Origin of the sequence: Streptomyces sp. NPDC048383 (assembly GCF_040651775.1) — a bacterium.
Taxonomy (GTDB): Bacteria; Actinomycetota; Actinomycetes; order Streptomycetales; family Streptomycetaceae; genus Streptomyces.
The window spans coordinates 49,711-74,769 of record NZ_JBEZKS010000042.1; the positions used below are offsets into that span (position 1 = coordinate 49,711).

The 25,059-nt window shown below is 69.0% G+C and carries 26 protein-coding genes and 5 pseudogenes; 16 read left to right on the forward strand and 15 right to left on the reverse strand.

The features are described 5' to 3' along the window. Positions 1–33: 33 nt before the first annotated feature. Together AB0D46_RS26040 and AB0D46_RS26045 are read left to right on the forward strand one after the other, a co-directional pair. Positions 34–471 (forward strand): hypothetical protein, encoded by a 438-nt coding sequence (locus AB0D46_RS26040; RefSeq protein ID WP_362880816.1) that lies wholly within the window; start codon positions 34–36, stop codon positions 469–471. A 191-nt stretch (positions 472–662) separates the two neighbouring features. Beyond that, positions 663–1,058: a hypothetical protein gene (locus tag AB0D46_RS26045; protein WP_362880818.1), complete on the forward strand. Its 396-nt coding sequence runs from the start codon at positions 663–665 to the stop codon at positions 1,056–1,058. A gap of 136 nt (positions 1,059–1,194) precedes the next feature. Here AB0D46_RS26045 and AB0D46_RS26050 read toward each other — a convergent pair. From AB0D46_RS26050 to AB0D46_RS26070, 5 genes and pseudogenes are all read right to left on the reverse strand, one after another. After that, positions 1,195–1,370: pseudogene (locus AB0D46_RS26050) on the reverse strand (IS110 family transposase); the annotation flags it as partial. Positions 1,371–1,524: 154 nt separating this feature from the next. Beyond that, positions 1,525–1,869 (reverse strand): hypothetical protein, encoded by a 345-nt coding sequence (locus AB0D46_RS26055; RefSeq protein ID WP_362880819.1) that lies wholly within the window; start codon positions 1,867–1,869, stop codon positions 1,525–1,527. A gap of 595 nt (positions 1,870–2,464) precedes the next feature. Then, a complete protein-coding gene (locus AB0D46_RS26060; RefSeq protein ID WP_362880821.1) occupies positions 2,465–3,076 on the reverse strand; it encodes a sigma-70 family RNA polymerase sigma factor in 612 nt (203 codons plus the stop codon). A 586-nt stretch (positions 3,077–3,662) separates the two neighbouring features. After that, on the reverse strand, positions 3,663–4,322 hold the full coding sequence (locus AB0D46_RS26065; RefSeq protein WP_362880823.1) for a response regulator transcription factor: 660 nt from the start codon (positions 4,320–4,322) through the stop codon (positions 3,663–3,665). Next, positions 4,319–5,449 carry a histidine kinase gene (locus tag AB0D46_RS26070; RefSeq protein ID WP_362880824.1) on the reverse strand — a complete coding sequence of 377 codons (1,131 nt, stop codon included), beginning with the start codon at positions 5,447–5,449 and terminating at the stop codon, positions 4,319–4,321. The genes AB0D46_RS26065 and AB0D46_RS26070 overlap by 4 nt, the downstream gene beginning before the upstream one ends. Positions 5,450–5,646: 197 nt before the next feature. Between AB0D46_RS26070 and AB0D46_RS26075 the strand changes: the two genes are divergently transcribed. After that, a complete protein-coding gene (locus tag AB0D46_RS26075; protein ID WP_362880826.1) occupies positions 5,647–6,069 on the forward strand; it encodes a DUF6223 family protein in 423 nt (140 codons plus the stop codon). 141 nt (positions 6,070–6,210) lie between these two features. Here the strand turns inward: AB0D46_RS26075 and AB0D46_RS26080 are convergent, their stop codons facing one another. Genes AB0D46_RS26080 through AB0D46_RS26090 form a run of 3 tightly spaced genes read right to left on the reverse strand, consistent with a single transcriptional unit; the run spans position 6,211 to position 7,894 of the window. Continuing rightward, positions 6,211–6,825 (reverse strand): isoprenylcysteine carboxylmethyltransferase family protein, encoded by a 615-nt coding sequence (locus AB0D46_RS26080; RefSeq protein ID WP_362880828.1) that lies wholly within the window; start codon positions 6,823–6,825, stop codon positions 6,211–6,213. Continuing rightward, positions 6,822–7,559 (reverse strand): cation transporter, encoded by a 738-nt coding sequence (locus tag AB0D46_RS26085; protein WP_362880830.1) that lies wholly within the window; start codon positions 7,557–7,559, stop codon positions 6,822–6,824. The genes AB0D46_RS26080 and AB0D46_RS26085 overlap by 4 nt, the downstream gene beginning before the upstream one ends. Then, positions 7,559–7,894: a metalloregulator ArsR/SmtB family transcription factor gene (locus AB0D46_RS26090; protein ID WP_319197162.1), complete on the reverse strand. Its 336-nt coding sequence runs from the start codon at positions 7,892–7,894 to the stop codon at positions 7,559–7,561. The genes AB0D46_RS26085 and AB0D46_RS26090 overlap by 1 nt, the downstream gene beginning before the upstream one ends. A gap of 464 nt (positions 7,895–8,358) precedes the next feature. Between AB0D46_RS26090 and AB0D46_RS26095 the strand changes: the two genes are divergently transcribed. After that, positions 8,359–8,766, forward strand: a complete 408-nt coding sequence (locus AB0D46_RS26095; RefSeq protein WP_362880832.1) for a hypothetical protein — start codon at positions 8,359–8,361, stop codon at positions 8,764–8,766. Positions 8,767–8,794: 28 nt separating this feature from the next. Beyond that, a complete protein-coding gene (locus tag AB0D46_RS26100; protein WP_362880834.1) occupies positions 8,795–10,381 on the forward strand; it encodes a hypothetical protein in 1,587 nt (528 codons plus the stop codon). 131 nt (positions 10,382–10,512) lie between these two features. Here AB0D46_RS26100 and AB0D46_RS26105 read toward each other — a convergent pair whose 3' ends face one another. The 3 genes from AB0D46_RS26105 to AB0D46_RS26115 all read right to left on the reverse strand — a co-directional run bounded on the left by AB0D46_RS26105 (position 10,513) and on the right by AB0D46_RS26115 (position 13,277). After that, positions 10,513–10,746: a hypothetical protein gene (locus tag AB0D46_RS26105; protein ID WP_362880836.1), complete on the reverse strand. Its 234-nt coding sequence runs from the start codon at positions 10,744–10,746 to the stop codon at positions 10,513–10,515. Positions 10,747–10,803: 57 nt separating this feature from the next. Further along, the gene (locus tag AB0D46_RS26110) at positions 10,804–11,685 is read right to left on the reverse strand and encodes a carbon-nitrogen hydrolase family protein (protein ID WP_362880837.1); all 882 of its coding nucleotides are present in this window, start codon (positions 11,683–11,685) and stop codon (positions 10,804–10,806) included. A 113-nt stretch (positions 11,686–11,798) separates the two neighbouring features. After that, on the reverse strand, positions 11,799–13,277 hold the full coding sequence (locus AB0D46_RS26115; protein WP_362880839.1) for an APC family permease: 1,479 nt from the start codon (positions 13,275–13,277) through the stop codon (positions 11,799–11,801). 127 nt (positions 13,278–13,404) lie between these two features. Between AB0D46_RS26115 and AB0D46_RS26120 the strand changes: the two genes are divergently transcribed. After that, positions 13,405–14,058 carry a TetR/AcrR family transcriptional regulator gene (locus tag AB0D46_RS26120; RefSeq protein WP_362880841.1) on the forward strand — a complete coding sequence of 218 codons (654 nt, stop codon included), beginning with the start codon at positions 13,405–13,407 and terminating at the stop codon, positions 14,056–14,058. A 160-nt stretch (positions 14,059–14,218) separates the two neighbouring features. Here the strand turns inward: AB0D46_RS26120 and AB0D46_RS26125 are convergent. Next, positions 14,219–14,898, reverse strand: a pseudogene (locus tag AB0D46_RS26125) (IS630 family transposase); the annotation flags it as partial. 4 nt (positions 14,899–14,902) lie between these two features. On the opposite strand from AB0D46_RS26125, the gene AB0D46_RS26130 reads away from it, so the two are divergent. The 7 genes and pseudogenes from AB0D46_RS26130 (at position 14,903) to AB0D46_RS26160 (ending at position 20,010) form a co-directional block, all read left to right on the forward strand. Beyond that, a complete protein-coding gene (locus AB0D46_RS26130) occupies positions 14,903–15,106 on the forward strand; it encodes a hypothetical protein (protein ID WP_362880843.1) in 204 nt (67 codons plus the stop codon). 67 nt (positions 15,107–15,173) lie between these two features. Next, positions 15,174–15,380: a hypothetical protein gene (locus AB0D46_RS26135; RefSeq protein WP_362880844.1), complete on the forward strand. Its 207-nt coding sequence runs from the start codon at positions 15,174–15,176 to the stop codon at positions 15,378–15,380. A 1,807-nt stretch (positions 15,381–17,187) separates the two neighbouring features. Further along, a pseudogene (locus AB0D46_RS26140) lies at positions 17,188–17,310 on the forward strand (IS5/IS1182 family transposase); the annotation flags it as partial. Between the two features lie 402 nt (positions 17,311–17,712). Next, a pseudogene (locus AB0D46_RS26145) lies at positions 17,713–17,874 on the forward strand (IS5/IS1182 family transposase); the annotation flags it as partial. Positions 17,875–17,988: 114 nt separating this feature from the next. Beyond that, a complete protein-coding gene (locus tag AB0D46_RS26150; protein WP_362880846.1) occupies positions 17,989–18,300 on the forward strand; it encodes a ribosomal protein L7/L12 in 312 nt (103 codons plus the stop codon). Positions 18,301–18,450: 150 nt separating this feature from the next. Then, on the forward strand, positions 18,451–18,918 hold the full coding sequence (locus tag AB0D46_RS26155) for a hypothetical protein (protein WP_362880848.1): 468 nt from the start codon (positions 18,451–18,453) through the stop codon (positions 18,916–18,918). Between the two features lie 91 nt (positions 18,919–19,009). Further along, positions 19,010–20,010 (forward strand): annotated as a pseudogene (locus AB0D46_RS26160) (IS5 family transposase). A gap of 19 nt (positions 20,011–20,029) precedes the next feature. Here the strand turns inward: AB0D46_RS26160 and AB0D46_RS26165 are convergent. The 3 genes from AB0D46_RS26165 to AB0D46_RS26175 all read right to left on the reverse strand — a co-directional run bounded on the left by AB0D46_RS26165 (position 20,030) and on the right by AB0D46_RS26175 (position 22,670). Then, positions 20,030–20,581: a DUF6262 family protein gene (locus AB0D46_RS26165; protein ID WP_362880849.1), complete on the reverse strand. Its 552-nt coding sequence runs from the start codon at positions 20,579–20,581 to the stop codon at positions 20,030–20,032. Between the two features lies 1 nt (position 20,582). Then, positions 20,583–20,708, reverse strand: a complete 126-nt coding sequence (locus tag AB0D46_RS26170) for a hypothetical protein (RefSeq protein WP_362880851.1) — start codon at positions 20,706–20,708, stop codon at positions 20,583–20,585. 174 nt (positions 20,709–20,882) lie between these two features. Continuing rightward, positions 20,883–22,670: a serine/threonine-protein kinase gene (locus AB0D46_RS26175; protein ID WP_362880852.1), complete on the reverse strand. Its 1,788-nt coding sequence runs from the start codon at positions 22,668–22,670 to the stop codon at positions 20,883–20,885. A 1,110-nt stretch (positions 22,671–23,780) separates the two neighbouring features. Between AB0D46_RS26175 and AB0D46_RS26180 the strand changes: the two genes are divergently transcribed. The 3 genes from AB0D46_RS26180 to AB0D46_RS26190 form a co-directional block, all read left to right on the forward strand. Beyond that, positions 23,781–23,921 carry a hypothetical protein gene (locus AB0D46_RS26180; protein WP_362880854.1) on the forward strand — a complete coding sequence of 47 codons (141 nt, stop codon included), beginning with the start codon at positions 23,781–23,783 and terminating at the stop codon, positions 23,919–23,921. A 76-nt stretch (positions 23,922–23,997) separates the two neighbouring features. Then, positions 23,998–24,342, forward strand: coding sequence for a putative immunity protein (locus AB0D46_RS26185; RefSeq protein WP_362880856.1), 345 nt, complete (start codon positions 23,998–24,000; stop codon positions 24,340–24,342). A gap of 42 nt (positions 24,343–24,384) precedes the next feature. Continuing rightward, on the forward strand, positions 24,385–25,059 hold a 675-nt coding region (locus AB0D46_RS26190; RefSeq protein WP_362880865.1), incomplete at its 3' end, for an IS701 family transposase.

Genomic DNA, 25,059 nt, shown 5'->3' on the forward strand with positions numbered 1-25,059 from the left:
ATCCGGGGCGGCCCGGCGCTCAAGGAGACATTCATGCGACAGCACATCTCAGGCCTCGGCCTGGCCCTCCTGTTCCTCACAGCCTGCTCGGCCGAAGGAGCCGGGACCGAAAAGGCGGCTGCGGGAGTTTCTGCATCCCCCGCGCCGTCGAGTTCGGGTGAGGCCATCGATCTTCGCCTGGCACAGGGCGGAAAGTATCTCCTTCCTTCCACATCAGGCGAGGGAAAGGCGGAGCTCACATCATTCAAGCCAAGCGGAAACGTCTACACCGTCCACATCGGATGTAGAGGGAACGGCGAACTTCAACTCACCTATCGCGGAAATGAACAAGCTACCAGGATCGAATGCAACGGACCCGTAAGCATCGGTCACGTCTATTCCGACCCTGAGACCCAATTTCTTTCCATCACCCCGAATGCATCGAATGTGCGCTGGTCCGTGGCGGTCGTGGACGGAGCAGAAAAGCTCTGACGAACGGCAACCGCGAACCATCCGGACTCGACCCAACCCGCGGCTCAACCGCGTCGGCGGGGGCCCTATGGGATGCGTCAAGCGGTGTAGCCTCCGTGACGGTGTGCCTTGGGCCGGGGATGGCCGGTTGACCAGGGGCAACGGCTTTGATCATTGAGTCTGGCGGTTTGGAACCCAAGGGGTCATGGGGGATGAGGGTTCTGTTCCTTCCCGATGAAGGGTTGGACGTCTCAGGCGGTGCGGCGGAACTCGCCGTCCTGGCCCTTGCCCTCGTCGCGGGCAAGGGCAGCGTAGGAACCACGGCCTCGGATGAACCGAGTTTTGGGGGCACGGAATTGGCTTCGGTCGAGGTGGTGAGCACCAGTGGCCCGGGTGTCCACATCAGCGTTGACCCGGAGCGCAGCGCGCTGCTCATCGAGGGTGATCGACTGGGCTTGACGGCTCTTGCTGACGAACTTCAGTCGATGGCGGAGATGGACGACGGCGGGCACCAGCACATCGAGTACTTCCCGGATCACCACTACCTTGCCGCCGGGTCACTGGCCATGGTCGTAAACAGCCCCCATGGCGGCATGCCGACTCGATGAACGGCTGAGGTCAGCGGCCGGCCGGGCTCGTAGAGGGTTCCGTCGCGGAGCATGGCGGACAGGACGTCGGCTCGGCGTCCGGAAAGGCCGAGCAGTGCCCGGGCGTTCTTCTTGTCATGGGCGCCTTCGGCCGCAGCAGGGCGAGCAGGCATCCCCGAACTGCCTGGCGGATCCGGGCCGGGGGCCCGAACCGTTCCAGCGGAGTGAGGACGGCCGGGTGCTGTAATCGCGGCCCCAGACACGTTCCAGCGGCGCGTGGATCCGGGTCAGGAGACCGAGCAGCCGGTTCGCGACACGGGTCGCTTCCCCGGCCGGGCACCGTGAGGGAGCACCTGCGACCTCTCATCGGCCGCCGCCCCGCACCCTTCGGCTTCGGCTTCGGGGCGGAGCGGAAGCCGCATGACGGAGCCCGCCCCTCGTCACCGACGGCAACGAGGGGCGGGCAGGGTTCTTCACGCGGGAAGTATCAGGTGGTGCTCTTGGGGATGGCCGCGGCGAGGCCCCAGGCGGCACCCGCTGCGCTGAGCAGCTCGATACCGCCGGGCTTGCCGAGCAGCAGGAGGATCACACCGACCACGAAGGCCACGGTGCCGCACACCGTGAGGCCGGCGCGCAGGACCGGGCGGGCTGTCCGGCGGATGGTGGAGAGGCAGGTGCGGCGGCAGACGGCGGCCTTCATGCGTCGGATCCGGCGTTCCTCGGCCTTGGCCGTCTTGTACGCGTCGCGCCGGCGGGCGCGGTTGTGCTCGGCGGCGATCAGCAGACCGTCGATGCGGGCGGCGGTGCGCTTGGACCGGGTGGCGGGGCTCATCAGGTGCTCCTGGGGAAACGGTGGTCTTCCGGGGCTTCACCTGTAAGACGGAGGCCGGGCCCCGAGGAAGGAACTCTCCCCGGGGCCCGGCCGGCTATGAACTCTCATCGCTCGTCGGACGACCCCCATGACGGCCGACGGTCAACAACGGTTCATGCCCTCCGGGGCTCGAAAGACTGGTTCACCTCGCTCGCGCGCGTGGCAGACCGGTCTGGCGGGGTCCGCCGGGCGGGTACCGCGGTGGCGAAGACGGAGAAGTCCGGGCGAGGTGCACGGATGCGGTCGATGAGACGGACAACCCAGTTGATCACGATGACGATCAGGGCGAGCACGTAGTACACGAGCTTCCTCACTGGTGCCATGGGGTCAGATTTCGGAACGGACAACACGTTTCCTCCCGATCGAGCTGTTGGGGCGTCGGCTGGGTGCGACTCGGAGAGCCGATCTCCTTGGAGTGATCTTTGCTTCATTTGGTTTGGTTAGCCCTTTTCGTGGAGCCGACTTTCGTCGGCAGGGGACCCTGGAGTTCCCCACTCGGGCCTGCAGTTCCCCGGCCGGCGTCCTGGGGAGGGAAGCTGCAGACCCTGGAGGGGAACTACGAGTCCTGCCCGAGGTCCGGCCGGTGGCGGGCGATCTTGGTCCTGGCGCGGCGCAAGGCCTTGGAGACCGAGCTGGCCGAGATGTCCATGAGCTCGCCGGTGCGCTCGGCCGTGAAATCCTGGACGGCCGTGTAGTAGAGCGCCTTGTGCTCCAACTCGGACAGGAGGGTGCCGAGCTCCGCGCGGATGTCGGCGTAGTAGACGCCGGAGTCGTCCAGGAGGACGTTCTCGCGGGCGTCGAGGGCCGCGGTGTTGTCACCCAGGAGGACCTCGGCCCTGGCCTTGACGCGGCGCAGCTCGTCCATGGCGCAGGTGAAGCAGATGGCTCGCATGTAGGCGTGGATGTTGCCGACCGGCGGGCCTCCTTCTTCTTTGAGTCGCTTGGTCAGCTTGGCCAGCGCGTCCTGGAAGACGTCCTCAACGGCCGGGGAGTGGTGGGGTTGTCCAAGGCGTCGAGCGATGGTCGGGGTGTAGATCCTCGACGAGCGCGCGATCTCCTCCAACTGCTCGTCGACCGTGCGGACAGGCGACTTGCCGATGCCCAGCAACGCAAAGAAGCGTTGCTTCTGCGCTGGGATGCGCGGGTTCGGTACGGATTCGGATGCCACGGTGAGCTACCTCGCGTAATCACGGGGGGACTTGCGCTGACACAAGGAAGACGTGGCGGAGGGCTCTCCGATGGAACCGGTCGGCGGATTTATTTCAGGAAGCAGCGCACGGGGGGTGGCATCCCGTAAGTCTTCGCAGCCGAGGCGGCCTTCCCCCGGTAGGAGGCCGCGCCGCGGCGAACCAACAAGGTGAAGGCGTACCGGCCGGTGCCGGCGAACCGCACGCCTGCCCGGGGCTCACTCCGGCGCTGACCCGGCCGATCCGCTGGGAGCTCATCGCCAGCAGTACGACCAGGTGATCAAATATGCGACCGGGTACGGGCGGGCGCGGCAGCGGGCACCGCGACCTGCGGGGTGGACGTGGCCGCCGCCGGAGTCGGCCTGGTCGCGCCCGGCGGCAGGGTCGTCGACAGGCGGGCGGAGTGCCGCTCGGCCGCCGGGGCCAGGCCTTGGAGCGCCAACCGCTGGGCCGGCTATGCCAACGACAGCTGGACCCATTCCCTCGCGGCCCGTGATCCCCAGCGTCACGCGCCCTCGTGACAACGGCAGCCGCCGAATGCGGTCCCCGGGTATTACTGACTGGATGTCAGGAGCCCGGGGTTACCAGCCTGGATTCGTAGGCGAGGACCACGAGCTGGGCGCGGTCGCGGGCGTGGAGCTTGGTCATGGCCCGGTTGACGTGGGTTTTCGCGGTCAGCGGGCTGATCACCATGCGCTCGGCGATCTCGTCGTTGGACAGGCCCTGTGCTACCAGTACGACGGCTTCGCATTCGCGGCTGGTCAGTTCTTCCAGTGCCGGCTGAGTGGTGGTGGGGAGCGGCCGGCTGACGTACCGGTGAATGAGCTTGCGGGTGATCGAGGGCGCAAGCAGGGCGTCGCCGCGCGCGGCAACGCGTACTGCGTGCAGGAAGTCCTCCGGCTCGATGTTCTTGACGAGGAATCCGGCGGCGCCGGCGGACAGGGCGTCGAAGACGTATTCGTCCAGGCCGTAGTTGGTGAGGATGACGACGTGGATGCCGGTCAGCGCCGGGTCGGCCGCGATGCGCCGGGTCGTCTCGATGCCGTCGAGGACCGGCATCTGGATGTCGATGAGCGCGATGTCCGGTAGATGCACTCTGGCGAGCTCCAGGCCCTCCAGCCCGTTGGCGGCCTCGGCCACGACCTCGATGTCGTCTTCGAGGTCGAGGAGCGCTCGGAATCCGCTGCGGATGAGGGGCTGGTCGTCGACCAGCAGGACACGGATCACGAGGTTCGCTCCACGGGGAGTTCGGCCTGGACGGTGAAGCCGCCCTCGTCGCGCGGTGCTGCCCGGAGCCGGCCGCCGAGGGCGGTAACGCGTTCGCGCATCCCGAGCAGGCCGATGCCGGGCACAGGGGCGGTGTTCAGCAGGGCCTTGCCGTCATCATCGACCCGGAGGGCGACGACGTCGGGGCGGTAGTCGATGCGAACCGATGCCGTGGTGGCGTCCGCGTGCCGGGCGATGTTGGTCAGCGACTCCTGGACGATCCGGTAGACGGTGCGGCCCACTGCGGCCGGAACGTCGTGCCGATGGCCCTGGATCGTCAGCGTCGCCCGCAGACCGCTCTTGCCGGCCCGTTCCACCAGTTCGGAGACGTGGTCGAGGCCGTGCGGTGGGCTGGTGTCGTCGTCGCGGAGCGCCTCCAGGGTGGCGCGCAGCTCCCGGGACGCCTCCCGGCCGGCCTCCCGAATCGCCAGCAGGGCCTCCGGGACCGGTTCCCCCCGCTTCCTGGCCACGTGGACGGCGGCTTCGGACTGCACCTTGATGACCGAGATCTGGTGCGTGAGCGAATCGTGCAACTCCCGCGCGATGTGCAGCCGCTCCTCGTCGGCCCGGCGCCGTGCGGTCTCCTCCCGGGTGCGCTCGGCTTCGTCCGCGCGCCGCTCGGCCTGCCGGAGGGCTTCGCCGGCCGCCCCGGCCGCGACCAGCCAGGCTATTTCAAGGGCGCCGCGGGCCTGCGCGAACGCCTCGCCCGTGTCCTGCAGGCCTGAGGAGAGGGCCGCGAGGGGAAGCGCGGCCAGCACGGCCACGCTCGCTGCCACCGTGACGCCGCGGTGCCCCGCCCGCATGGCCGCGTACACCGCGAAGAGGAACGCGACGGCAGCCACGTCGAACCCTGCCGCCTGATAGCCCACCGCGCACAGCCCGGTGACTGCCAGTACGGCAACCGGAGCCCGGCGCCCGGCCACCAGCGCCAAGCCGCCGACCACCAGCAACGCGTAGCCGAACAGGTCAAGGCCCCCGGCGGAATGCTCCTGCCCGGACACCCCGGTGACCAGCAGCGCCCCCGCCACACCGACGGCGATCAGCCAGTCTCTGACACCGGCTCGAATGTGGAACCGTCGATTACTCATGCGCGCACCGTAGCCGGAGGCCGTCGGGGACGAATCCCGCTCGCGGACGAGCGCCCGACTACCGCGCCCGCAGTAGTTCCGCGGTGCCTGCCGCGTCCGTGGTAGTGCGAAGTGCCTGCGGCTGCTGGACGACCGGCCTGGGGCCCGGCCGACATGCTCGGACCACATCCAGTCGCGGGAAGAGAAGGAGCATCCTGATGTCCGCTCGTCGCCTGATCGCCGCCGCCCCTGCCGCCCTGCTCGCAGGCCTCGGTCTTGCCACACCGGCGGCGGCGCACGCTTCGGTCCAGCCGGTCGCCGCCAGTGTCACCGACCTCAGCCTCGGGAGGCTCGGAGCCACCACCGGCGGGCTGTTGGGGTTGGTCGCCGTGGTCGTCGCCGTGCTGGCGCTGGCCCGGCCCGCCGGTCGTCTCGGCACCGCCAACGGGTCGCTCGGGGCCTCGGTGTCCGTGGTCGCGGGGCTGATCGCCATAGCTCTCGGCGGGCTGGTCGCGGCCACCGCCGACGGTGGTCTCGGTACCGGCAACGGGCTGGGCGGAGCCTATGTGGCCCTGCTGCTGGGACTGGCCGGCACAGCGTTGGGCGGGCGGGCGCTGACCCGCTCCCGCCGCACCCGTTGACCACCACGATTCGTGTTCGAGGCTCGAGGGAGACCTGCCCGGTGGCGTGAGCCTCTGCACGACCGGGACGTGGCCGACCCGCAGTGAGCGGCAGCGGGTGGCCTTGGTGGCTGCCCCGTCCAAACTCCACTCGCTGCCGGGTCAGACCGTTCGTGTGCCGATGCCGGGGAGGAACCGGCCGGTCCGGACCGTGTAGGCGTCATAGGCCTCCGCGTGGACGGTCGACAGGTAGGGCTCCTCGACAACGCGGACCTGCAACTGAACCGCGGCCACCAGGGCGGCCAGCGCGAGGACGGCGATCCAGTTCGGCACCATCAGCGCCAGGCCCGCGGCGGTGAAGACCATGGCGGTGAAGACCGGGTTACGGACGTGGGCGAAAAGGCCGCCGGTGACCAGCGCGGTGCGCTCGCCCGCGTCCACTCCGACCCGCCAGGAGGCGCCCATGTTCGTCTGGGAGGCCAGAGTCAGTGCCATCCCGGCCAAGGTGATCAGCAACCCCGTCCAGTGCACAGCCGGCTCTTCGATGCCGACGAGGGCGGGCAGCCCGGTCAGGGCCGCAACCGGGGCCGCCGCGCCTCCGAGCAGGGAGGCGGCGAAGAGAATCCCGGCCCACCACGGGGCCGTGCCCGGGCGGCCGGAGATCCCGCGGTAGCCCGCGTCGCCGGTACGACGCCGCTGGAGGACCGCCCGGATCCCGAAGGCCGTTCCCGCCCAGGCGAGGTAGAGGGCGAACGCCGCCCAGGCCCAGCCGTTCACTTGTCGCCTTCCGCGTTCGGGACGCAGCAGGCACAGCCCGGCCGGCAGCCGCACGCGTCGCCTCCGGCCGGGACCGAGCCGGAACCCGAGGAGCCAGGGGAAGGGGCGCAACAGCCCTTGCCCTGCCAGGCGTCGCGGCCTTCCTTGATGGCAATGGCGGCGATGACGAGAGCAGCGAGGGAATCTGCCCAGGACCAGCCGAGGGTGGCGTTGAGGATCAGGCCCACCAGGAGGACGGCGGAGAGGTAGGTGCACAGCAGGGTCTGCTTGGAGTCCGCGACCGCGGAAGCGGAGCCGAGTTCACGCCCGGCGCGGCGCTGGGCCGCGGACAGGAACGGCATGACCGCCAGCGACAGGACGGCCAGGGCGATGCCGGGGAGCGAGGGCCGCGCTTCGCCCGCGCCGGCCAGGGCGCGGACGGCGTCGAAGGCGACGTAGGCGGCGAGGACGAAGAAGGACACCGCGATGATCCGCAGGGTGGTCCCCTCCCGTTCCTCGCGCAGGGCGGGGTCGCGGGCGGAGAACTGCCAGGCGACCGCGGCGGCGGAGGAGACCTCGATGATCGAGTCGAGGCCGAAGCCGATCAGCGCGGTGGAGGAGGCGATCGTCCCGGCGGTGATCGCGACGATCGCCTCGACGACGTTGTAGGTGATCGTCGCGGCGACCAGGAACCGTATCCGGCGGGTGAGGGCCTCGCGGCGTGCCGGCGACGACCCCAGGGATATGGAGGCCATCAGCAACAACCCTTCGTGTCCGCGTCCGGGCAGGTCTTGTCGTGCTCGACCGCCACGACGGCCTGGCGCAGGTCGTCCAGCGCGTGGCCGAGGCGGGCGTCGGCCAGTTCGTAACGGGTGCGCCGGCCGTCGGGCACCGCGACGACCAGGCCGCAGTCCCGCAGGCAGGTGAGGTGGTTGGAAAGCCGCGTCCGGGAGACGCCGATGCTTGTCGCGAGATCGGAGGGGTAGGCCGGTGCCTCGCGCAGGGCGAGCAGGATCCGGCAGCGGATCGGATCGGCGAGGGCGCGGCCGAAGCGGGCCAGCACCTCGATGTCAGGGGCGACTGTCAGCACACCTCGACAGTACAGCGATTCCTGGATTCACGAAACCATGGACTGTGGGGGTGGGGGCGGGCACCCTGCCCTGAACGGCAGGCAGTTGCGGAGGAGGCAGGGCGTGGAGTCGGTGAGGGTGAACGGGGTGCGGATCGCCTAAGAAACCCACCCGAGCGAGACCGATGCCGCCCTGCCGGCGTTCCTGACCGGGCGGTGAGGCCGCCGCACAGTTTTGGACAGGACGGTTCGGACGCGGTCAGCGAGTGCTCTTGGCCGGCCGGCATTCGGGCGTGGCGTGGCCTGAATGCGACGCCGCTGCCGTCCTCGGCGCGGTGCTCGTTGGTCGGTGGGGGGAACGACTCCGCGCCGGGCTTCGACAACGACCGGGTTATCCACAGGGTCCAACTTGTCCACAGGCCCACCGGCCGGCCGTCGCGGGGGTGCGACGATCAAAGCGTTCATATCCGTGGAAGGGGATGTCAATGTCCGCGTCCGTACTGGTGGAGCTCGATTCACGGCTGGACTCCGGGGAGGTGTCCGTAGCTCTGGCTGCGGTCTGGGATGCCCTGGACCTGGTGGCCGAGCTCTGCGACCGCATCGCCTTCGACGAGGGGTGCGATGAACTGCAGGCGATGATCGCCGCGCAGAAGTGCATGGAGGCCCGCGACCTCCTTCCCCTGCCGACGTCCGGCGAGACGGCCACCCTCTCGCCGGCGGCGCCCAAACCCACCGGCCTTGCCCCGTACGCACGCCTCCTGGAACGCGTCAGTGAAACGCTCACGCACCTGTCGGCGGGCTGTCCTCCCGACGCGGATCCGGCATCCCTGCGCCGGGCCGCGGGCCTGTCGGCCGGCGCGGCCACCGCCACGGCCCGGATCCGGGAGGCCTGAGGTGACGACGTTGGGGGAGCTCTTCGACGTGAGCGTCGCGAGACTCCAGGAGGTCGCGCGAACCCCGCTCGCCATCCCCGCCGACGCCCGGGCCGTCCTGGTCGGCGAAGTCGACGGTGTGCTGTTACAGGTCCAGAAGGGCCTGGGTCCGCGCGCCTACACCCCGACCCCGACCTCGGAGGAACGGGATCTGACCCCGGCCGAACGAGGCCTTCGCGACCGCTTGGGGCATGCGCGGGACGCACTGGACACCGCCCGCCGCTACCTGGCCCCGCACGAAGAGCCGGGCGGGCCGGCCACGGGCGCACCGGCGGCCGAACAGATCACGTCGGTGGCGCAGGCGTTGGGCGCGGTGCGCGACACCATCAACAGTCACCTCGGTGTCGACCGCGCCCCGCTCACCCCGTACGCCTACCTGCTGCGCAACCATCGGGCGGTCGACTACCTGGCCCGGCGGTACTCGGAGGTCGCCTGGGCGTCGAGCCAGGTCGTACTGCGTCTCACCCATGGATCCGAACATCCCGGCGCCGTCGAGGCCTTCGAGCGGGCCAGGGAGTCCCTCGATCACGCGGCCGTGTACGCGCGGCGTGCGACGCATGAGGTCGACCCCGCCCTGGAGTCGTTCTCCGCCGCCCTGCCCGTGGTACCGGTTCAGGCTTCTGCGGCGGATCCGAGCAACATGATCACCGCCCGTCTCGCCGAGGACTGCGAGCGACTGTCCCGCGCCGCCTACGTCGCCCTGCACGATCGTGCGGAGCAGCGGATGAGCGGGTCGGACCTGCACCAGATCTCGCGTTGGAACCAGATGGGGCGCCTGCTGGCCGGACGCGCCCTGCTGCACGTGGCGCAGGACGTCGCCGACGAAACGGCGCGCAACTCCCTCACGGCCGCCGCCATGACAATGAGGGAGTCCTCGAAGTCCTGGACCAGTTCCGCGCAGGGCTGGCGGCCGATCGTGGACACAGGCGATCCTCGCGAGCACCCACACCTTCCGCCCTCGAACTACGCACAGGTCCAGCAGGGGACGGCCGTGCGGATGCCCTCACCCGACCCGCACCCCGCCGTGGTCATCTCCCGAACCAGCACGGTGCGGCTGGGCCAGATGCTGTTCGGCCCGCAGTGGACTCCGAAGCAGCCCCCAGGACAGGCCCGACCTGCGGCCGACATCCTCGCGGACGCCGGCGGAGCGGGCGGGCTGGCAGCTGCGGCCTACCGTCTCTCGGCCACCGGCTGGCAGATGGCCGCCGCCGCCCCATGGGTGCTGCGGCGGGCCGAGGCCGGGCTGGTGACCTCCGCCGCCGATTTCCGTCCGCGCGACCTCGACAGGACCCGGCGCTTCTACCCCGTGCACCCACGTCAGGTAGAAACGCTCGTGGGGGCGTACGCCGCGGTGATGGGCGCGGAACAGAAGAGCGCGGCCGCCCTGCTGACGGCCGCCCGGAACGCCGGCACGCCCGTTCCACGGGCCACCCTCGACGCGGCCGCGCACCAGGCCATCGCCCAGGAGCAGAAGTGGGTGACGGCTGCACTCGTCACGCCTGCGCCCCGGGTCCTGCCCAGGGCACATGTCCCGACGGAGCTGGTGGTCGGCCGCCGACCGGGACTTCGCCGGTAGAGCGCCTACGCCCGGACCAACGGCCGCCCTGCACCCGGCGCGAACCGGGTGACGGTCTGGCGTCGGACCGTTGAGCACTCCACGGCCCGAGACGTCCATACTCCGGCGGGACCGACGTTGCTGCGTTCAGCTCACCCCCGGCCTACGGGCCCGAGAACGTCGGGGGCAACGATCCATTCACGCCCGCCCCCCTCGGGTCGCAGGTAGACCGCGGTGGGCATGCAGCGGCGGGTGGCGGGGTCCTCGTAGTCACCGATGAACTGGACGATCGCTTCCCGGCCCCGGCCGGGGTCGAAGACTCGGGCGCCCTCGGGGAGCCAGTCGGGCAGCTGGCGGTGCGAGGTGGGTCGGGAGGTGGGGTTCACTCGTCGCCCTCCCGCCGGATCTCGATGTCGACGCGCCGCATGAAGCGTTCCAGGCCATTAGCCCGAAATCCGCTTCTCCGCCCACTCCGGCGTACGGAAGGCGCCGCCGTACATGGGGAGGTGGATCCGCTCGCCGTAGCGTGCGAGTTGGGCCCATGGGCGGTTGAGGCCGGCCGAGCCGTGCTCACGTACCCGAGTGACGGTGTCCAGGTCCAGGACGTCGACGAGGATCTCCTCGCCGGTGCCTGCCTGCTGGCGGACGATCCCCTCGGGGTCGACGATCGCGCTGGCGCCGACGGCGGCCGGGTCGGAGGCGTTGACGTTGACGACGTACACCTGGTTGGTCCACGCGTTGGCCCGGGCGCAGACCAGCTCCATCTCCCGGTCGCGGGTAGTGGTGAGGGTGGGCTGAATGATGATTTCGGCGCCGAGCCAGGCGAGTTGGCGGATGGTCTCGGGGAAGGAGCCGTCGTAGCAGATCGCGAGTCCGATCCGGCCGGCGCCGGGGAGGTCGAAGACGGTGAACTCGTTACCGGGGGCCGTCTTCTCGTACGGCTGCCAGGGGAAGACCTTGCGGTAGCGGGCGACGACCTCACCCTCCGGTGAGACGGCGACGGCGGTGTTGTAGACCCGGCCGTCCTCGCCGCGCTCGAAGAGGCTGCCAGGGACCAGCCAGAGGCCGGTCTCCCGCGCGAGCGCGCACACCCGGTCGGTGGTCGGGCCAGGTACCGGCTCGGCGGTCCGCTCCATCCAGCCCTCGGGGGTGGGGCCGAGCAGCGGTCCCTCGGCGGCGAGCAGCAGCTCGGGTACGACGACGAGCTGCACGTGCGGGAAGAGGGACCGGGTGGCGCGGACCTGGTCGGCGTACCGCTGCCAGGTCGCTTCGAGGTCGTACGGGACGGGGGCGGTCTGCAGGGCGGCGATGGCGAGAGTGCGCATGGGCTCAGTCCTTGGTGGTGGCGGTGGGGCGGGTTGGGCGGTCGCCTCGGGCATGACGGTGAGGCGGCGGACGGGGCCGATCCTCGCGGTGAGGGCGAGGCGGCGCACGAGGGTCAGTCGTCGGAGGTGACGAGCCGGGCGACGACGGTCGTGCGCCCGTTCCGGAAGAAGGCCGGGTAAGCGGCGCGGGCCGTGAGTACGGCGAGAGCTCCAGTGGCGAGCGAGCCTGTGCCGAGCAGGAAGACGCCACCGATGCCGTGGAAGGAGGTGCTGCCGTAGGCGGGGTCGAACATGTCGTATGCGCTGCGGACGAACGCGCCGAGCATGAGCAGGCCGCCTGCCAGTGGCAGGACGCCGCGCAGGAACAGGGAGCGTGGGGACGTTCGCAGGTGCTTGCGGAAGTACCAGACACAGGCGATGGCGGTGGTGCCGTAGTAGCAGGCGATGAGGAGCCCGATACAGAGGATGGCATCGCCGAGGAATGCGCCGGAGAGCAGCGAGAGGGTGAGGAGTACGGCCGCCGTCGCGCTGCCGTAGAAGACCGTGCCGAAGGCGGGGGTGTGGTACCGAGGGTGGACGCGGGCGAAGGCGGCGGGCAGGGCACCGTGCGCGGCCATGGAAAGGCTGCTGCGCGGGCTGCTGACCAGGCAGGTCAGCAGGGCGGAGGCGGCGGAGACGCACACGGCGAGCTCCATCACCTTGGCGAACGCGTCGCCTAGGACCGGCGGGGCGAGGGACGCGAGGACGTCGGTGGCGTTGTCCGGGTTGCCGAGACCGACGCCGCCGGTCCCGGTCCCGGCGAAGGACACGGCCGCGAAGGCGGTGAAGAGGTAGGTGCCGAGCAGGACCAGAGTCGAGATCACGGCAGCCTGGCCGGGGACGCGGTCGCCGTCGCGGGTCTCCTCGTTGGTGGTGATCAGGGCGTCCCAGCCCCAGTAGATGAACAGGCAGAGCAGCACGGCCTGCGCGAACGAGCCGAAGCCGTCGATGGCGAGGGGGTTGAGCCAACTCAGTGATGGGCCCGAGACGCCGTCGCGGGAGAAGGCGGCGACTCCGAATCCGATGAGGGCGAGCAGTTGGAGGCTGAGCAGTACGTACTGGAGGCCGGCGGCGACGCGCAGGCCCCGGCGGGCGACGAAGGTGAGGACGGCGACGATCAGCACGGCGACGACGGCGACGACGACGGCGTCGTCCGCCGCTTCCTCCAGGCCGAGGAGGCTGAGCAGATAGCCGGAGCTGACCTGCGCGAGCGCGGCCATGGCGATGAGGGTGGCGATCTGCGGCACCCAGCCGCCGGCGAACCAGCCGGTCCTGGGGCCGAAGGCGCGGGTGTTCCAGACGAAGGTGGTGCCGCAGTCGGGCATCTCGCGGTTGAGCTCGCGGAAGGCGAAGGCGGTGAGCAGGATCGGCACGAAGCCGAGGAGCAGCGCGGCCGGGGCGAGGTCACCGACGACCAGTACGACGTAGCCGAGGGTGACGGTGATGCTGTAGGCCGGAGCGGTGGAGGACAGGCCGAGTGCGACGGACGCGAGGAGACCGACGGAGCCGCTGCGCAGGCCTTTGTCCATCTCGTCCGGTTGCGGCGTCGTCATGATGTGCTCCTGGGGAGAGGAGGAGTTCGTTAAACGCAGATTTAAGAGACGAGCGCCATGCACGTCAAGGCTTTACTGAGTATTCTCTGAATCGACGTATAACTGATTTGGGAGGAGAGAGGGCCTCATGGCGGCGAAGTCCAGCGGGACGAGGAAGGATGGCGGAGGCGGCAGGGAAGCGCGCAGGGTCGAGCTGGCGGAGGCGGTGCAGCGCGCGCTCCTCACCCGCGGCCTGGAAGGACTGCGGCTGCGCGACGTCGCCGACGAGGCCGGCGTCACCCCGGCCGCGGTTCTCTACTACGGAGACCTCGACGCCCTCGTCCACGAGACCTACCGGCGGGCCATCACCCGCTACAGTCAGGACCGCGAGGCAGCCACCGACGGCTTCGACGACGCCCGCCTCAAGCTCAGGGCCTGTATCGACAAGGGCGTGGCCACCGGACCGGACGACGCGCTCACCCGGCTGCTCTTCGAGTACTGGCCGCGCTGCCTGCGCGACGCCAAGGCGGCCGCCCTCGACAGTTCTCTGACGGAGCGCCAGATCGCGGTCTACACGGAGATCCTCACCCTCGGCCGCGCCCAGGGGCACTTCACCCTCCAGGACCCACCCCGGCTGATCGCCGCCAACTTCGTGGCCATGGAGGACGGCTACCAGATGGAGGTCCTGGCCGGCCGCCGCACCCGCGCCGAGGTGATCGCCGCCTTGTACTCGTACGCCCGCGCCGCCACGGGCCACGACCCCGGCGCCGCGAGGGACCACGAGGCGAGCCAGGCCTCCTGATCACGAACACCACCGGCAGGGCCGGGGGCGGTCTGCTCCCGCTCCCCGCATGATCGTCTCGGGTGTGATCGACATCGCACCCCGGACGGCGGGGGCCGCCGACACGGTCCGCACCACCTCCGCCCGCCGGTACCACCGCCCCTGTACAGCCCACTGCACGTCAGTCAACGACACACACCCACCGACGATCAGATGATCCGAAGGAAAGGGCCTGGTGACCTGAGTCAGAGATTCGGTGGCAGTAGGCGGCGACTTTGTCGAGGATCTCGTCGGCGGTCTTCGTCCAGACGAAGGGCCGGGGTTGGTCGTTCCAGTCGGTCAGCCAGGTCCGGATGTCGCGTTCGAGGGCTTGTACGGAGCGGTGGACTCCGCGCTTGAGTTTCTTCTGCGTGAGCTCGGCGAACCACCGTTCCACCAGGTTGAGCCATGAGGCACTGGTGGGTGTGAAGTGCAGGTGGAAGCGCGGGTGGGCCAGCAGCCACTTCTTGATGTCGGGCGTCTTGTGGGTCGCGTAGTTGTCGAGGATCAAGTGGACTTGGAGGTCTGCGGGTACCTCCTTGTCGAGTTTGGCCAGGAACGTCGCGAATTCGGCGGCCCGGTGGCGGCGATGGAGCGATCCGATGACCTTGCCGGTCGCGACTTCGAGAGCCGCGAAGAGGGTGGTGGTGCCGGCGCGGATGCAGTCGTGGCTTCGGCGCTCGGGGAAGCCGGGCATCATCGGCAGGACCGGCTGGGATCGGTCCAGGGCCTGGATCTGTGACTCTCGTCCACGCAGAGGACCAGGGCCTTATCGGGCGGGTCGAGGTAGCCCATCTACCGCCGCACCCGTGTGCGATACAACGCGATGATCGCGGAGCGGAAGCTGATGGTGGGCCGCCTGGAGGAAGCAGGCGCGGACTGGGCCCGGGTCCTGGACGACTACCCGCACGTGCAGTCCGGACGCTGCGACCACCGCGTGCGGATCATGCTCGCCTCCCTGCGCCCGCACCTGACCACTGGTCACGCCCGCGACATCTACGACCGAGGGCGACGCCTCCTGACTGCCTGAGCCACGAGGCTGCGAACGGCTGTCGCGCGCCGCCTACGTCGCCATGCAAGACCGTGCGGAGCAGCGGATGAGCGGCTCGAACCTGCACCAGATCTCGCGATGGAATCAGATGGGACGCCTGCCGGCCGGACGCGCGCTGTTCCACGTCGCGCAGGACACCGCCGACGGGGCGGTACGCGACTCCCGCCAGGCCGCCGCCATGGCCTTGAGGGAGTCCTCAAAGTCCTGGACGCGCACCGCGAAGGCCTGGGAGGCCGATCGTGGACACCGGTGATCCGCGCGACCATCCGCGCCTGCCCCCTCCGAGCTACGCGCAGGTCCAGCAGGGAACGGGCGGCGGCACTCGTCACGCCTGCGACCCGGATCCTGCCCAGGGCGCAGGTCCCGATCGAACTGGTGGTCGGCCGCAGGCCCGGACTTCGCCAGTAGGCCGACCGTGGGGCAGCCCGCTCTTCCTGGGCGGGGTGCCCGTGAGGGTCGCGACCGTCTACAACGACGCGTGGGAGGTACGGGCGGGCGCGGCAGCGGGCACCGCGACCTGCGGGGTGGGACGTGGCCGCCGCCGGAGTCGGCCTCGTTGCTCCCGGCGGCAGGGTCGTCGACAGGCGGGCGGAGTGCTGCTCGGCCGCTTGGGCCAGGCCTTGGAGGGCCTTGAGGTCACCCGGGGCGTGACGGGCGGAACTCACGGCGACCCTGAGAAGTGCCTGGGCCCGCTCGCCGACCTTCCCGTAGGCGCCGACGGCCGGGCCGGGCGGGCCGTCGTGCGGCGGGAGTTGCATCCAGGCGTGCCGGAACTCGGCCACCCGGATGTGACTGGATGCGACGACGGCTTCCCCCATGGGACTCTTGATCCATTCCTGGAAGCGTGCCGCCACGTCCTGCGCGGCCCGCATCGCGTCCTCACGGGTCGCGTACGGGGGCGGGACGTCCCGGCCGACGAGGCGCTGCATGCTCGACTCGGGGGCCGCTGCGGGCGCCTGCTGGGCCGGTGCCGGGGCGGGCTCGGCGGATGCGGTGGTGCTGTAGGTGAGGGTGGCGTCGGAGAGCTTCAGGAGCGCTTCGGCTGAGGGCAGACCGGGGCGCAGTCGGTCCGCGAGTGCCGTGGCCTGCTGCGAGATCGCCTCGCAGGCCCGGATGGATACGGTCTTCCAGAAGCCCTGGAAGCGGATGTCGTTCGTGAGCCGGCTCCAGGCCGGGCCGGCCTTCTCCTTCATCACGTCCCAGACGTGGGTCAGCGCGCCGCGGATGGTCTGGATCCGCTGCCACTCCGGGTGGCTCTTCAACGAATCGGCGTGCGCGTCGGCTACGGAGACGGCTTCCCCGACCGCGGCCGCGGCGGCGGGAACCGCGCGAGGGGCCTGGCGCCTCCGTCGAGCACCAGCCCGACGGAGGCCCGCAGTCGCGTTCGAACCACGGCGGAGCGGAGGGGCCCACGCTCCCGGCTCGACGCGAAGCAGGGGGGATCGCGGTGGCATGGATCCGCGCGGGGATCCCGCGTGGAGCATCGTCCTGGAGGCAGTCTCGGTACGGGACTCGGACGACCGCACTGAGCAGGTTGGCGGCGACCACCGTCCCCCTGCCGGAATGGGGCACCGGCCTGCCGGAGCGAATGGAACGACTGGAGGATGAGATGGAACGGCTGACCATGAGTTCCCCGGTCACCGGTCTCAGGGCGGCCCACCGGGTGAACACCACCGCCGGTCGCGTCTGCCATTGGGCGGCACGCGGAACTGCGCGAACCTGTGCACCGGCCGAGCCGCGGCAATCCTGAGGCCGGCGACCGGGGAGGCCGTACGCTCCCTGGCGGCCCGCCTCAGCGGCTGGAACCGGTACGCCTGCCCCGAGGTCCGAGGCGGGTCCGGCCCGGCGGGCGCCGGCGTCCGGTCAGGGTTGGTCGGGTTGGTCAGGGTGCGTCGGGCGGTACGGCGTGGACGGCCGTCCACGCACCGCGTCACCAGCAGCGGTTCCCCGCCGGGCGCCCGGGCCGCGTGGAGCTGAAGTTCGCGCCGGGCCGTCCTGCCCCGAGCAGCGTAGCTGTGGGATTGTCGCGGCATGGAGCCGGCCTGAGTGATGATCATGATGTGGCGAGTGTGATCACGGCGTCGGAGCCGTCCTGGATAGCCCCGTTCGAGGGGCTGAGCCCGCGCTGTTTCGGCAAGCTGCTGACCGCACTGCGGCGCGATGGAGCAGATGTGGTTCACCGGTTCCCAGACCAGCTCCCCACCAAGCTCGCCTACGGACAGCCTTCGGCATCCCGACTTCGGCCTCCGACCGCTCGACCAACACCGTGGGCCGCGGCGGCGCGGATCGTGCAAGCAGGGCCACGGCCTCGGACTGCTGCGCGCTCTCGGCTGGGGCCCGGCGCAGAACAGCCGCCTCGCCGGCGGTGAACCGCGGCTATGGGCCGGGAATCTGTCGTTCAGGCTGGTCAGAATGGTTATCTAGATCTCGTCTCTATATTCGCAGGTCATGAGCCATCGACCTTTGAGGGACGTGCGGTCAGGCGCGTCAATGCAGCGGGTCAACCGCAAGGGCCACACTCTGAGCTCGCGATTGTGCAGAGCTGGGGGTCGGTGACGCCTGAAGCGGGCCATGCCGGAGACACACCCGGTTTCGACGGCGAGACCTACAAGCGGTGGAACGCTGTTGAACGATGCATCAACCGGCTCAAGCAGTGGCGAAGTCTGGCCATGCGAACCGACAAGATCACCATGGCTTACCAAGCCGCCCCCCACCTCGCCGCCATCCTGATCTGGGTCCGGCGATAGCCTGTTGGGCCTCTCGCCCACCCACCCACGGAACTCAGCAGTCGCCGTGATGGTTCACTTGCCGGACAGCTCGTGGACGGCCGGGGAGGGTGTGTGGAAGAGCCAGGATTCCGTGTGCTGCTGACAGAAGCAGGAGACCGGAAAATGGAGGCAGTCCGTGCGATACGTTCGGTCACCGGCCTCAGCCTGTGGAACAGCAAGCTCCTGCTTGCCGACGCACCCGTAGAGGTCGAGGCAACCGGCTGGTTCGAAGCCGCTGTCGATGCGGCTCGGACTCTTGAGGAAGCAGGCGCCCGCACCAGTCTGCTCTGCGATTGCTGCGGCCGCCCCATTAGACGGGGAGCCTTCCCCCTCACCTCGGCGCAGTGCACGGACCCGAGGCCCCTGGAGATCTGCTGGGCAAATGGCCTGCCCACAGCGATCTGAAATCGGCCCAGTTCGGTCTGAGAGACAAGCCCTAAGTACGGCTGATCGTGCAGAGCGAGATCGGCGAAGATAGGTGGTCGACGAACGAAAGCTGTTGCAGCACCATTCGGGGCGGGGTCGACGACGAGGAGCCAGGTGATTACCCAGGGCGTGAAGATCGCAACGCGGTGCGATGCATGCGGCGGTGTGCTGACACGCGACATGGGCCAGTTCATCGACCGCGGACTCCTGTGCTGGGGGACCGAAGGTGCCTGCCAGCCATGCAGCATTGCGTGGTGCGCAGAGGACAGCGGCGGCGAGACGCCGGAGGAGATCCGCCAGGCACTCCTGTCCGAACACGGACCTGCCCGGCTCCGCCTGATCGGGCCCGAGATAGGCCCAGTGGCCGTCCTGCGTGCTCTTCGCGAGATGCATGGCTTGACGCTCACGCAGGCAAAGGCCTTGGCAGACGAGTTGAAGACGACCGGGCTGATGGGAACGCTGGTCGAGATGGAACTCATCGCCGCTCGGCTCCGGCAGCGCTCAGTCATGGCGGTGGTTGAGCGTAATCGGGACGTTGTCGCAGAGGTGGAAGAGCCGGTCGCGGACCGCGGTGGCGAGGACTGGAGCGAACGGTGATCGGTAAGGGTCTTCCTGGCAGCGTATTCAGTCGTGATCAATCTGCGGGACTCGTCTGCGCGGCGGGTCAGGGTCCGGTAGATGTTCTTGCGTGACGCGAGTGCAACTGACGGATGCAGAGTGGGAGTTCATCGGTCCGTACCTGCCGATCGGTGAGTACGGACCGTATCCCAACCGGCTGAGGCAGCAGTTCGAGGGCGTGATCTGGCGGTTCAAGACGGGCGGGCAGTGGCGGGAGATGCCACAGGAGTTCGGTGCCTGGTCAACCGTCCACAACCGTTTCCGGCAATGGCGTGACGCCAGTGTCTTCGAGGCCTTGCTGGAGGGCCTGATCACGGAAGCGGCGAAACGGGGCGAGGTGGACCTGTCCCTGGTCAGCATCGACTCCACCACTGCCCGTGCCCACCACGACGCTGCCGGGATGCACCTGGGCCAAGACGTCGTCACCGCTCTGGAGAAAGCCGCCGCCGAGGAGAAGAGCAGGTCAAAGGGGGCGGCCGCGACGAACAAACCGGGCAGGAGGCCGAAGTCGCTCCCGAGCGGGAACAGCGACGGCGCATCCAGCGCCGACGCAAACTCCGGCTGAAGGTCGCGCTCCTCGGGCGGTCGAGGGGTGGGTTGACCAGCAAGGTCCATCTTGCCGCCGACCGCAAGTGCCGTCCGCTGGCGTTCGTCCTGACCGCAGGCCAGGCTGCGGACAGTCCGCAGTTCGTCCCCGTGCTGGGGCGGATACGGGTCCGCGGGTCTGTCGGCCGCCCCCGCACCCGGCCGGACGCGGTTGCCGGGGACAAGGCCTACTCGTCTCGCGGCAACCGCGCCCACCTGCGCAAACGCGGCATCAAGGCGGTCATCCCGGAGAAGAAGGACCAGGCCGCCAACCGCAAGAAGAGGGGCTCCAAAGGCGGCCGGCCCGTCAGCCACGATGCGGACCTCTACAAGGAGCGGAACACCGTCGAGCGCCTGATCAACCGGCTGAAAGCCTGGCGAGGTATCGCTACCCGGTACGACAAAACCCCGGACAGCTATCTCGCCGGACTCCACCTACGCGCCTCGATGATCTGGCTCAAGGACCTCACCCAAACCACGCGATGATCGCGACTCAATACGCCGCCTAACGCGGGCTCCCTTCCCGGATCATCTGACGAAGGCTGGTGCGGGCTGCGGCCAGATCCCGCTCAAGTTCTTGAGCATGGCTGACGAGCGGTCGGAGCTTGGTCACCTCCTGTTCGAGCTTCCTGTTTGCTTCGGTGAGCTCGGCGAGTCGCTCTGTGAGTCCTGGGTTACTGATTTGGTCAAGCTGGTGTCCGAGCTGCTGTTGCATGGCGGTCCGGAGCTGATCGTGTTCGGTTCGGAGCCCTTTGATCTCCTCGCGGGCCATGGCGAGGTCGGTGTGCAGGCTGGTGGTGCTTGCTCTGCGGCCTTCAGCCGTCTCGGTGACGGGGACCTGTTCCTGCCGCTGGATGGCTGCCTGAATGTGCTCGCGGACGCCCTCGGCGTAGACCAACCAGTTTGAGACTCCAGCAGCACGCGCGACGGTGGTGAAGGCGATCGGCTCGCTCTCGTTCAGCATGCGCCGGACGGTGTCGACGACGCGTTGGCGTTTGAGTAGGCTGGTTTGCCGCCGAGACTCGGCGAGAACTTGGGCGCGGGTTCGGCGCGTCACCTCACGGTCCCTTCTTCGAGGCAACCGTCAGAGGAAGGAGCTTCTGCTCGCCGCCGGCTCGGACGCGTCGGAGGATCGCGGCAGCTTCCTCCAGTTCGGTCCGCTCGGTGCTGGGCAGGGCTGCCATCCGGTCGCGCATCTTCGGCGCGACCTCTTCGTGGAGTGTTGGTCAGCCGAGGGTGCGGAAGGCGTTGCACCCCCGAGAGATGACGTGCCCCCTGCGATCCGCACGCAACTGGCGAAAGCGAGGCGAACATTACCTAAAGCGGCAATGGAGACCTACGAGGCACCAGGCTGACGCTCAGTTCTGCCCGGGCGCGAGCGCGCCGCGCCAAACCGTCACGTCGATCTTGGCGTGCATGCTGGGGTCATCCTGCGCAGACATGCCCTTGAACGAAACGAGGCCAATGGTGCCCGACTTGGTCCGCAGACAGATCTCGGTGCCCTTGGACAGTGTTTCCACCTCGATACGGGTGGTGAATCGGGTCACCTCGCGGCAGGTCTTGAGGGAACCCTTTTCGGCGGAGTCGAGCAGCACGAGCTTGGTGCTGTATGAATTGAAAGTACAGTCGGCGGAGGTGGTTCCGCAGGACAGGTGCAGGTCATCATGATTCGAATCGCGCGGGATGAGCGGGTCGTCCCCGAGCTTGATGTGGTAACCAGCGGGAAACTCGACGCCAAGATATGAGGAGGGTTTCGGATCGGTGCTCGGCCTGGCGCTCGCGCCATCCCCGCCACCTTCCGACACGGCGCTGCCGCTGACCGTGCTGCGGCGGTTGCTGTCATCCTTACTGATCACCTGCGCGATCGCCACACAGCTACCGAGCAGAAGCGCAAGTGAGCCAAAGACCGTGCCCAGCACGATAGCGGTGCGACTACGCTGCGGCAGCTGCCGGGGTGGAGGCGGGGTGGGGAAGTACGTCCCGGGCATGGGTGTTTGGTACGTGCCCGCGGGCCGCTGGGGGATTTGGTAGTGCGCAGGAACCGCGGGAGCCGGAGAGGCATGGCCTAGCGGATGGAAGAGTGCTGCGGGCTGGTGGGCCAACCCAGCCTGGTTGGGCAAACCGACAGGCATGGGTCGCATCTGCTGCGGGGGCGCAGCGGGTAGCGCCACTCCCACTGCCACAGCCGTCGGTACGGGCGCCGCCTGCACCGCAATCGGACCCGGGACCAGCCCATGACGTGAGGTGATGCCTTCCGCCAGGCCTCTCGGCAGCCAGTCCTGCTCCCTTCGCAGCTGCGTCTGGCCGGCGGCGGCTCCGCACAGCTCAAGGATTTCCGTCAGCGAGGACCGATTCTCCGGATCCTTGGCAAGGCAACGCTTTACCAAAGGACGCAACTCCATCGGCAAGGCCGAAAGATCGGGCTCCTCGTGCACAATGCGGTAAAGCACGCCGTGCGAGGGGCCCTCTCCGTACGCTGGGAGGCCCATGGCGGCGTACGCGGCCACCTGTCCCAGTGCGAACACATCGGTAGCCGCTCCGATGCGGCCCCCGGAGGCCTGCTCGGGCGCCATGAACGACGGGGTGCCGATCGCAACCCCGCTCGCCGTGAGTGATGTGGCGTCAGCGGCCCTCGCGATGCCGAAGTCGATGACCCGCGGCCCGTCGGACGCCAGCAGCACATTGGATGGCTTGAGATCCCGGTGCACGATCCCCGCTCCATGAATGATCTGGAGAGCCTCGGCGATCCCGGCGACAAGGATCAGGACTGTACGGGCGGGCAGCGGCCTGTGTTCGGCGACGACTGCCGCAAGTGTGGGCCCGGGCACGTACGCGGTGGCGAGCCAGGGGACCGGGCCGTCCGCGTCGGCGTCGATCACAGGAGCAGTGAAGAGGCCTTGCACCCGTTGGGCGGAGGCCACCTCCCGCTTGAACCGGATTCGAAACTCAGGGTCTTCGGAGAACTCTCGTCGAATCACCTTGATGGCGACCGGCCGGCCACCGGGGGTATGCGAGAGGTAGACCTTGCCCATGCCTCCGGCGCCGAGCCTGGCTACGATGCGGTAGCCGGCCACCATTGACGGATCGTCCACTTCAAGCGGCTGGAAGACGCCGGCTACACCGGCTCTCTGCACCTCGCTGTTCATCCCGCACCCCTCCATGACGACTTTCGCACCACCATACGGGTTCAGATGATCACTGCTTTCGCTCGTCGGCATGACGCTGGGTGGAGGCCACCGCCGGAGACGAGTTCTTCATTGAGAACAGCTCCTGACGGTGTCTGGGTGCGATGCGCCGCATTCATGTCGGTAGGCAGCGTCAGGTGCTGCTGTGTGAATGGGTGCAGTCGGGGCATCAGATGAGCGTCAGCCGGGACGGGACGGCTGTCCTGGCTTATGCTGTGCAGCAGCCGTGATCATGGTTTGAGCGGGTTGACCGACCTGCTGCTGGCAGGCGCCAATCGCGAAGGTGACTGGCTGCCATGGGGGGTGCCTGTTCACACAGGCCGGTGTCGTCCTCCCGGCAACTGGTGTGGCGTGCGTGGAGGTCCCACTGCTCCAATGGCGGCCTTGCCTCTGCTACGAGTTCCGGTCCATGCCCAGTTCGGCGGGCGCGGCTTCCCATGCGTCCTGAAAGGCGATGACCAAAGATGGGGGGGCGATTGCACTGTCACGGGGTGATATTCGTCCAGGTGACGCGTTGATACGAAACCGAGAGATCGCACGAAGCTGTGTGACGTGGTCCCGGACCAGTACGACGTCCGACCGCTCAGGTCCTGCGCGCGGGCCTTGATGCAAAGCCGAAGGCGAGGGCTTCTCCTCGTGTCCGCCCTGTTCGGCCGGGTCGGTCGAACCGTACGTGGAGCACGCGGTTGTGAGTGGTGGCTCGGCCGACTTCGAGCGACGGCCCGCACCATAGCCACAGCAGCGAGGCGTTGGCCACGGCACCGACCATCAGGATGGCGTAAGTGCCTCCTTGGCCGCTCGGGCGACCACGCGCGAAACCGCCCACCGGCCGAGCGGTCCGCCCCGTGATCCTCCGCAGCAGCCACTGGCCGACCTGGCTGCTGCGGCTCTGCCGGGCCGGTGCCCCACCCCCCTTCGAGGCATCGGCCCGGCCACCCGAACTCCGCCCCGCGACCCGCTCGCGCCGGCGGTCACCACGTCCGCCCCTTTCCGGGGTGGATCCGCGCTGGGCTTTCCCGGCGCACACCCAGGCGGGCAACCGGCCCGCCTCACGGCAGCAGGAGGAAATCCATGCCCGACAGCACCACGCCCGACCCTAAGCCGGGAAGCGGCCTGCTCCTCGCGTCCCGCCGTATCAACGCTGCCCGCTCGCGCGCCGAGCAGGAGTCTGACGGCGGCGGCACCGGCCGATCTGACAGCAACGACTACTGACCTTGAAGTCGTCTTGTCGTAGGGGCTGACGGTTGGTGATCGTCGCGGTATGCCGGAGGTATGAGGTATCCGCAGGGTGCAGCCGTCGGACCCGCGCCCCCGCGAGGCAATCGAGCAGGTTCGGGCATGGACATGCGGTGAGATCACTATGTCCCAGTCCCGGGCGGCGGGTGGCCATGCCATGGCCGCGGCCAGGGAGTTGAGCGGAGCCGCTCGGCACGCCGCATTTGCTGCCGGCCAGGCGGCAGTGGTGGCGCATGTCGCCGCACACGAGCTTGGAGCTGCGGCCTACGCGATCAAGGCCGTGCGTGCGACGGCCCCCGGACGGCAAGGTGAGAGCGCCGGCCAGCTCGAGTGCCGTTGGCAGCGCGAACAGCTCCCGGATGTGATTCGCGAACTCGTCCTAATAGGACTCCGTTAGGTCCTCTGGTTGAGGCTGTTCGTGGGTGGGCATGTCGGATGCGTGGATACGCGCGAAGTGGACGGTGTGCGGGCTGAGTTGGCGTCGTATGTGGCTGACGTGTTCGCCTCTCTGAGGCGCAAGGACCAGCGGGCCAAGAGTGACTGCTACCTGCGTGGCTTGATGCTGGACGGCCGGCGCAAGTCGATCCAGGCCATGGCCGCTCGGCTGCCGGACGGCAACGAGCAGAACCTGCAGCAGTTCGTGAACCAGTCGACCTGGGATCCGGTGCCGGTGCAGCGCCGGATCTGCGAGCGCATGCTGCCACTCATCGCTCCGACGGCGTGGGTGATCGACGACGTGTCGCTGCCCAAGGACGGAAGGATGTCGGTCGGGGTGGCTCCGCAGTACTGCGGAGCCCTGGGCAAACGCGCCAATTGCCAGGTCGCGGTCAGTGTCCATGCCGTGACGGATAGCGCCTCCTGCCCGCTGCAGTGGAGGTTGTTCCTGCCGCGATCATGGGAAGCGGACGACGATCGCAGGACGTCCGCCCGCGTCCCGTCCGAGGTCACCCATCGTGAGAAGTGGCGGTTGGCCCTGGACATGCTCGACACGCCGGCCGGCTGGGACATGAGGCCTCCGGTCGTGGTGGCGGATGCCGCCTACGGCACCAACGCACACTTCAGGGCTGGGCTTGCCGACCGCGGAATCCACTATGTCCTGGCCATCCGGGCTGAC

Coding starts and splice junctions, on each gene's coding strand:
- AB0D46_RS26040 (WP_362880816.1), top strand. CDS start 34: ATGCGACAGCACATCTCAGGCCTCGGCCTGGCCCTCCTGTTCCTCACA.
- AB0D46_RS26045 (WP_362880818.1), top strand. CDS start 663: ATGAGGGTTCTGTTCCTTCCCGATGAAGGGTTGGACGTCTCAGGCGGT.
- AB0D46_RS26055 (WP_362880819.1), bottom strand. CDS start 1,869: ATGAGCCCCGCCACCCGGTCCAAGCGCACCGCCGCCCGCATCGACGGT.
- AB0D46_RS26070 (WP_362880824.1), bottom strand. CDS start 5,449: ATGAGTAATCGACGGTTCCACATTCGAGCCGGTGTCAGAGACTGGCTG.
- AB0D46_RS26075 (WP_362880826.1), top strand. CDS start 5,647: ATGTCCGCTCGTCGCCTGATCGCCGCCGCCCCTGCCGCCCTGCTCGCA.
- AB0D46_RS26085 (WP_362880830.1), bottom strand. CDS start 7,559: ATGGCCTCCATATCCCTGGGGTCGTCGCCGGCACGCCGCGAGGCCCTC.
- AB0D46_RS26095 (WP_362880832.1), top strand. CDS start 8,359: ATGTCCGCGTCCGTACTGGTGGAGCTCGATTCACGGCTGGACTCCGGG.
- AB0D46_RS26110 (WP_362880837.1), bottom strand. CDS start 11,685: ATGCGCACTCTCGCCATCGCCGCCCTGCAGACCGCCCCCGTCCCGTAC.
- AB0D46_RS26115 (WP_362880839.1), bottom strand. CDS start 13,277: ATGACGACGCCGCAACCGGACGAGATGGACAAAGGCCTGCGCAGCGGC.
- AB0D46_RS26120 (WP_362880841.1), top strand. CDS start 13,405: ATGGCGGCGAAGTCCAGCGGGACGAGGAAGGATGGCGGAGGCGGCAGG.
- AB0D46_RS26130 (WP_362880843.1), top strand. CDS start 14,903: ATGATCGCGGAGCGGAAGCTGATGGTGGGCCGCCTGGAGGAAGCAGGC.
- AB0D46_RS26135 (WP_362880844.1), top strand. CDS start 15,174: ATGAGCGGCTCGAACCTGCACCAGATCTCGCGATGGAATCAGATGGGA.
- AB0D46_RS26170 (WP_362880851.1), bottom strand. CDS start 20,708: ATGGCAGCCCTGCCCAGCACCGAGCGGACCGAACTGGAGGAAGCTGCC.
- AB0D46_RS26175 (WP_362880852.1), bottom strand. CDS start 22,670: ATGAACAGCGAGGTGCAGAGAGCCGGTGTAGCCGGCGTCTTCCAGCCG.
- AB0D46_RS26180 (WP_362880854.1), top strand. CDS start 23,781: ATGCCCGACAGCACCACGCCCGACCCTAAGCCGGGAAGCGGCCTGCTC.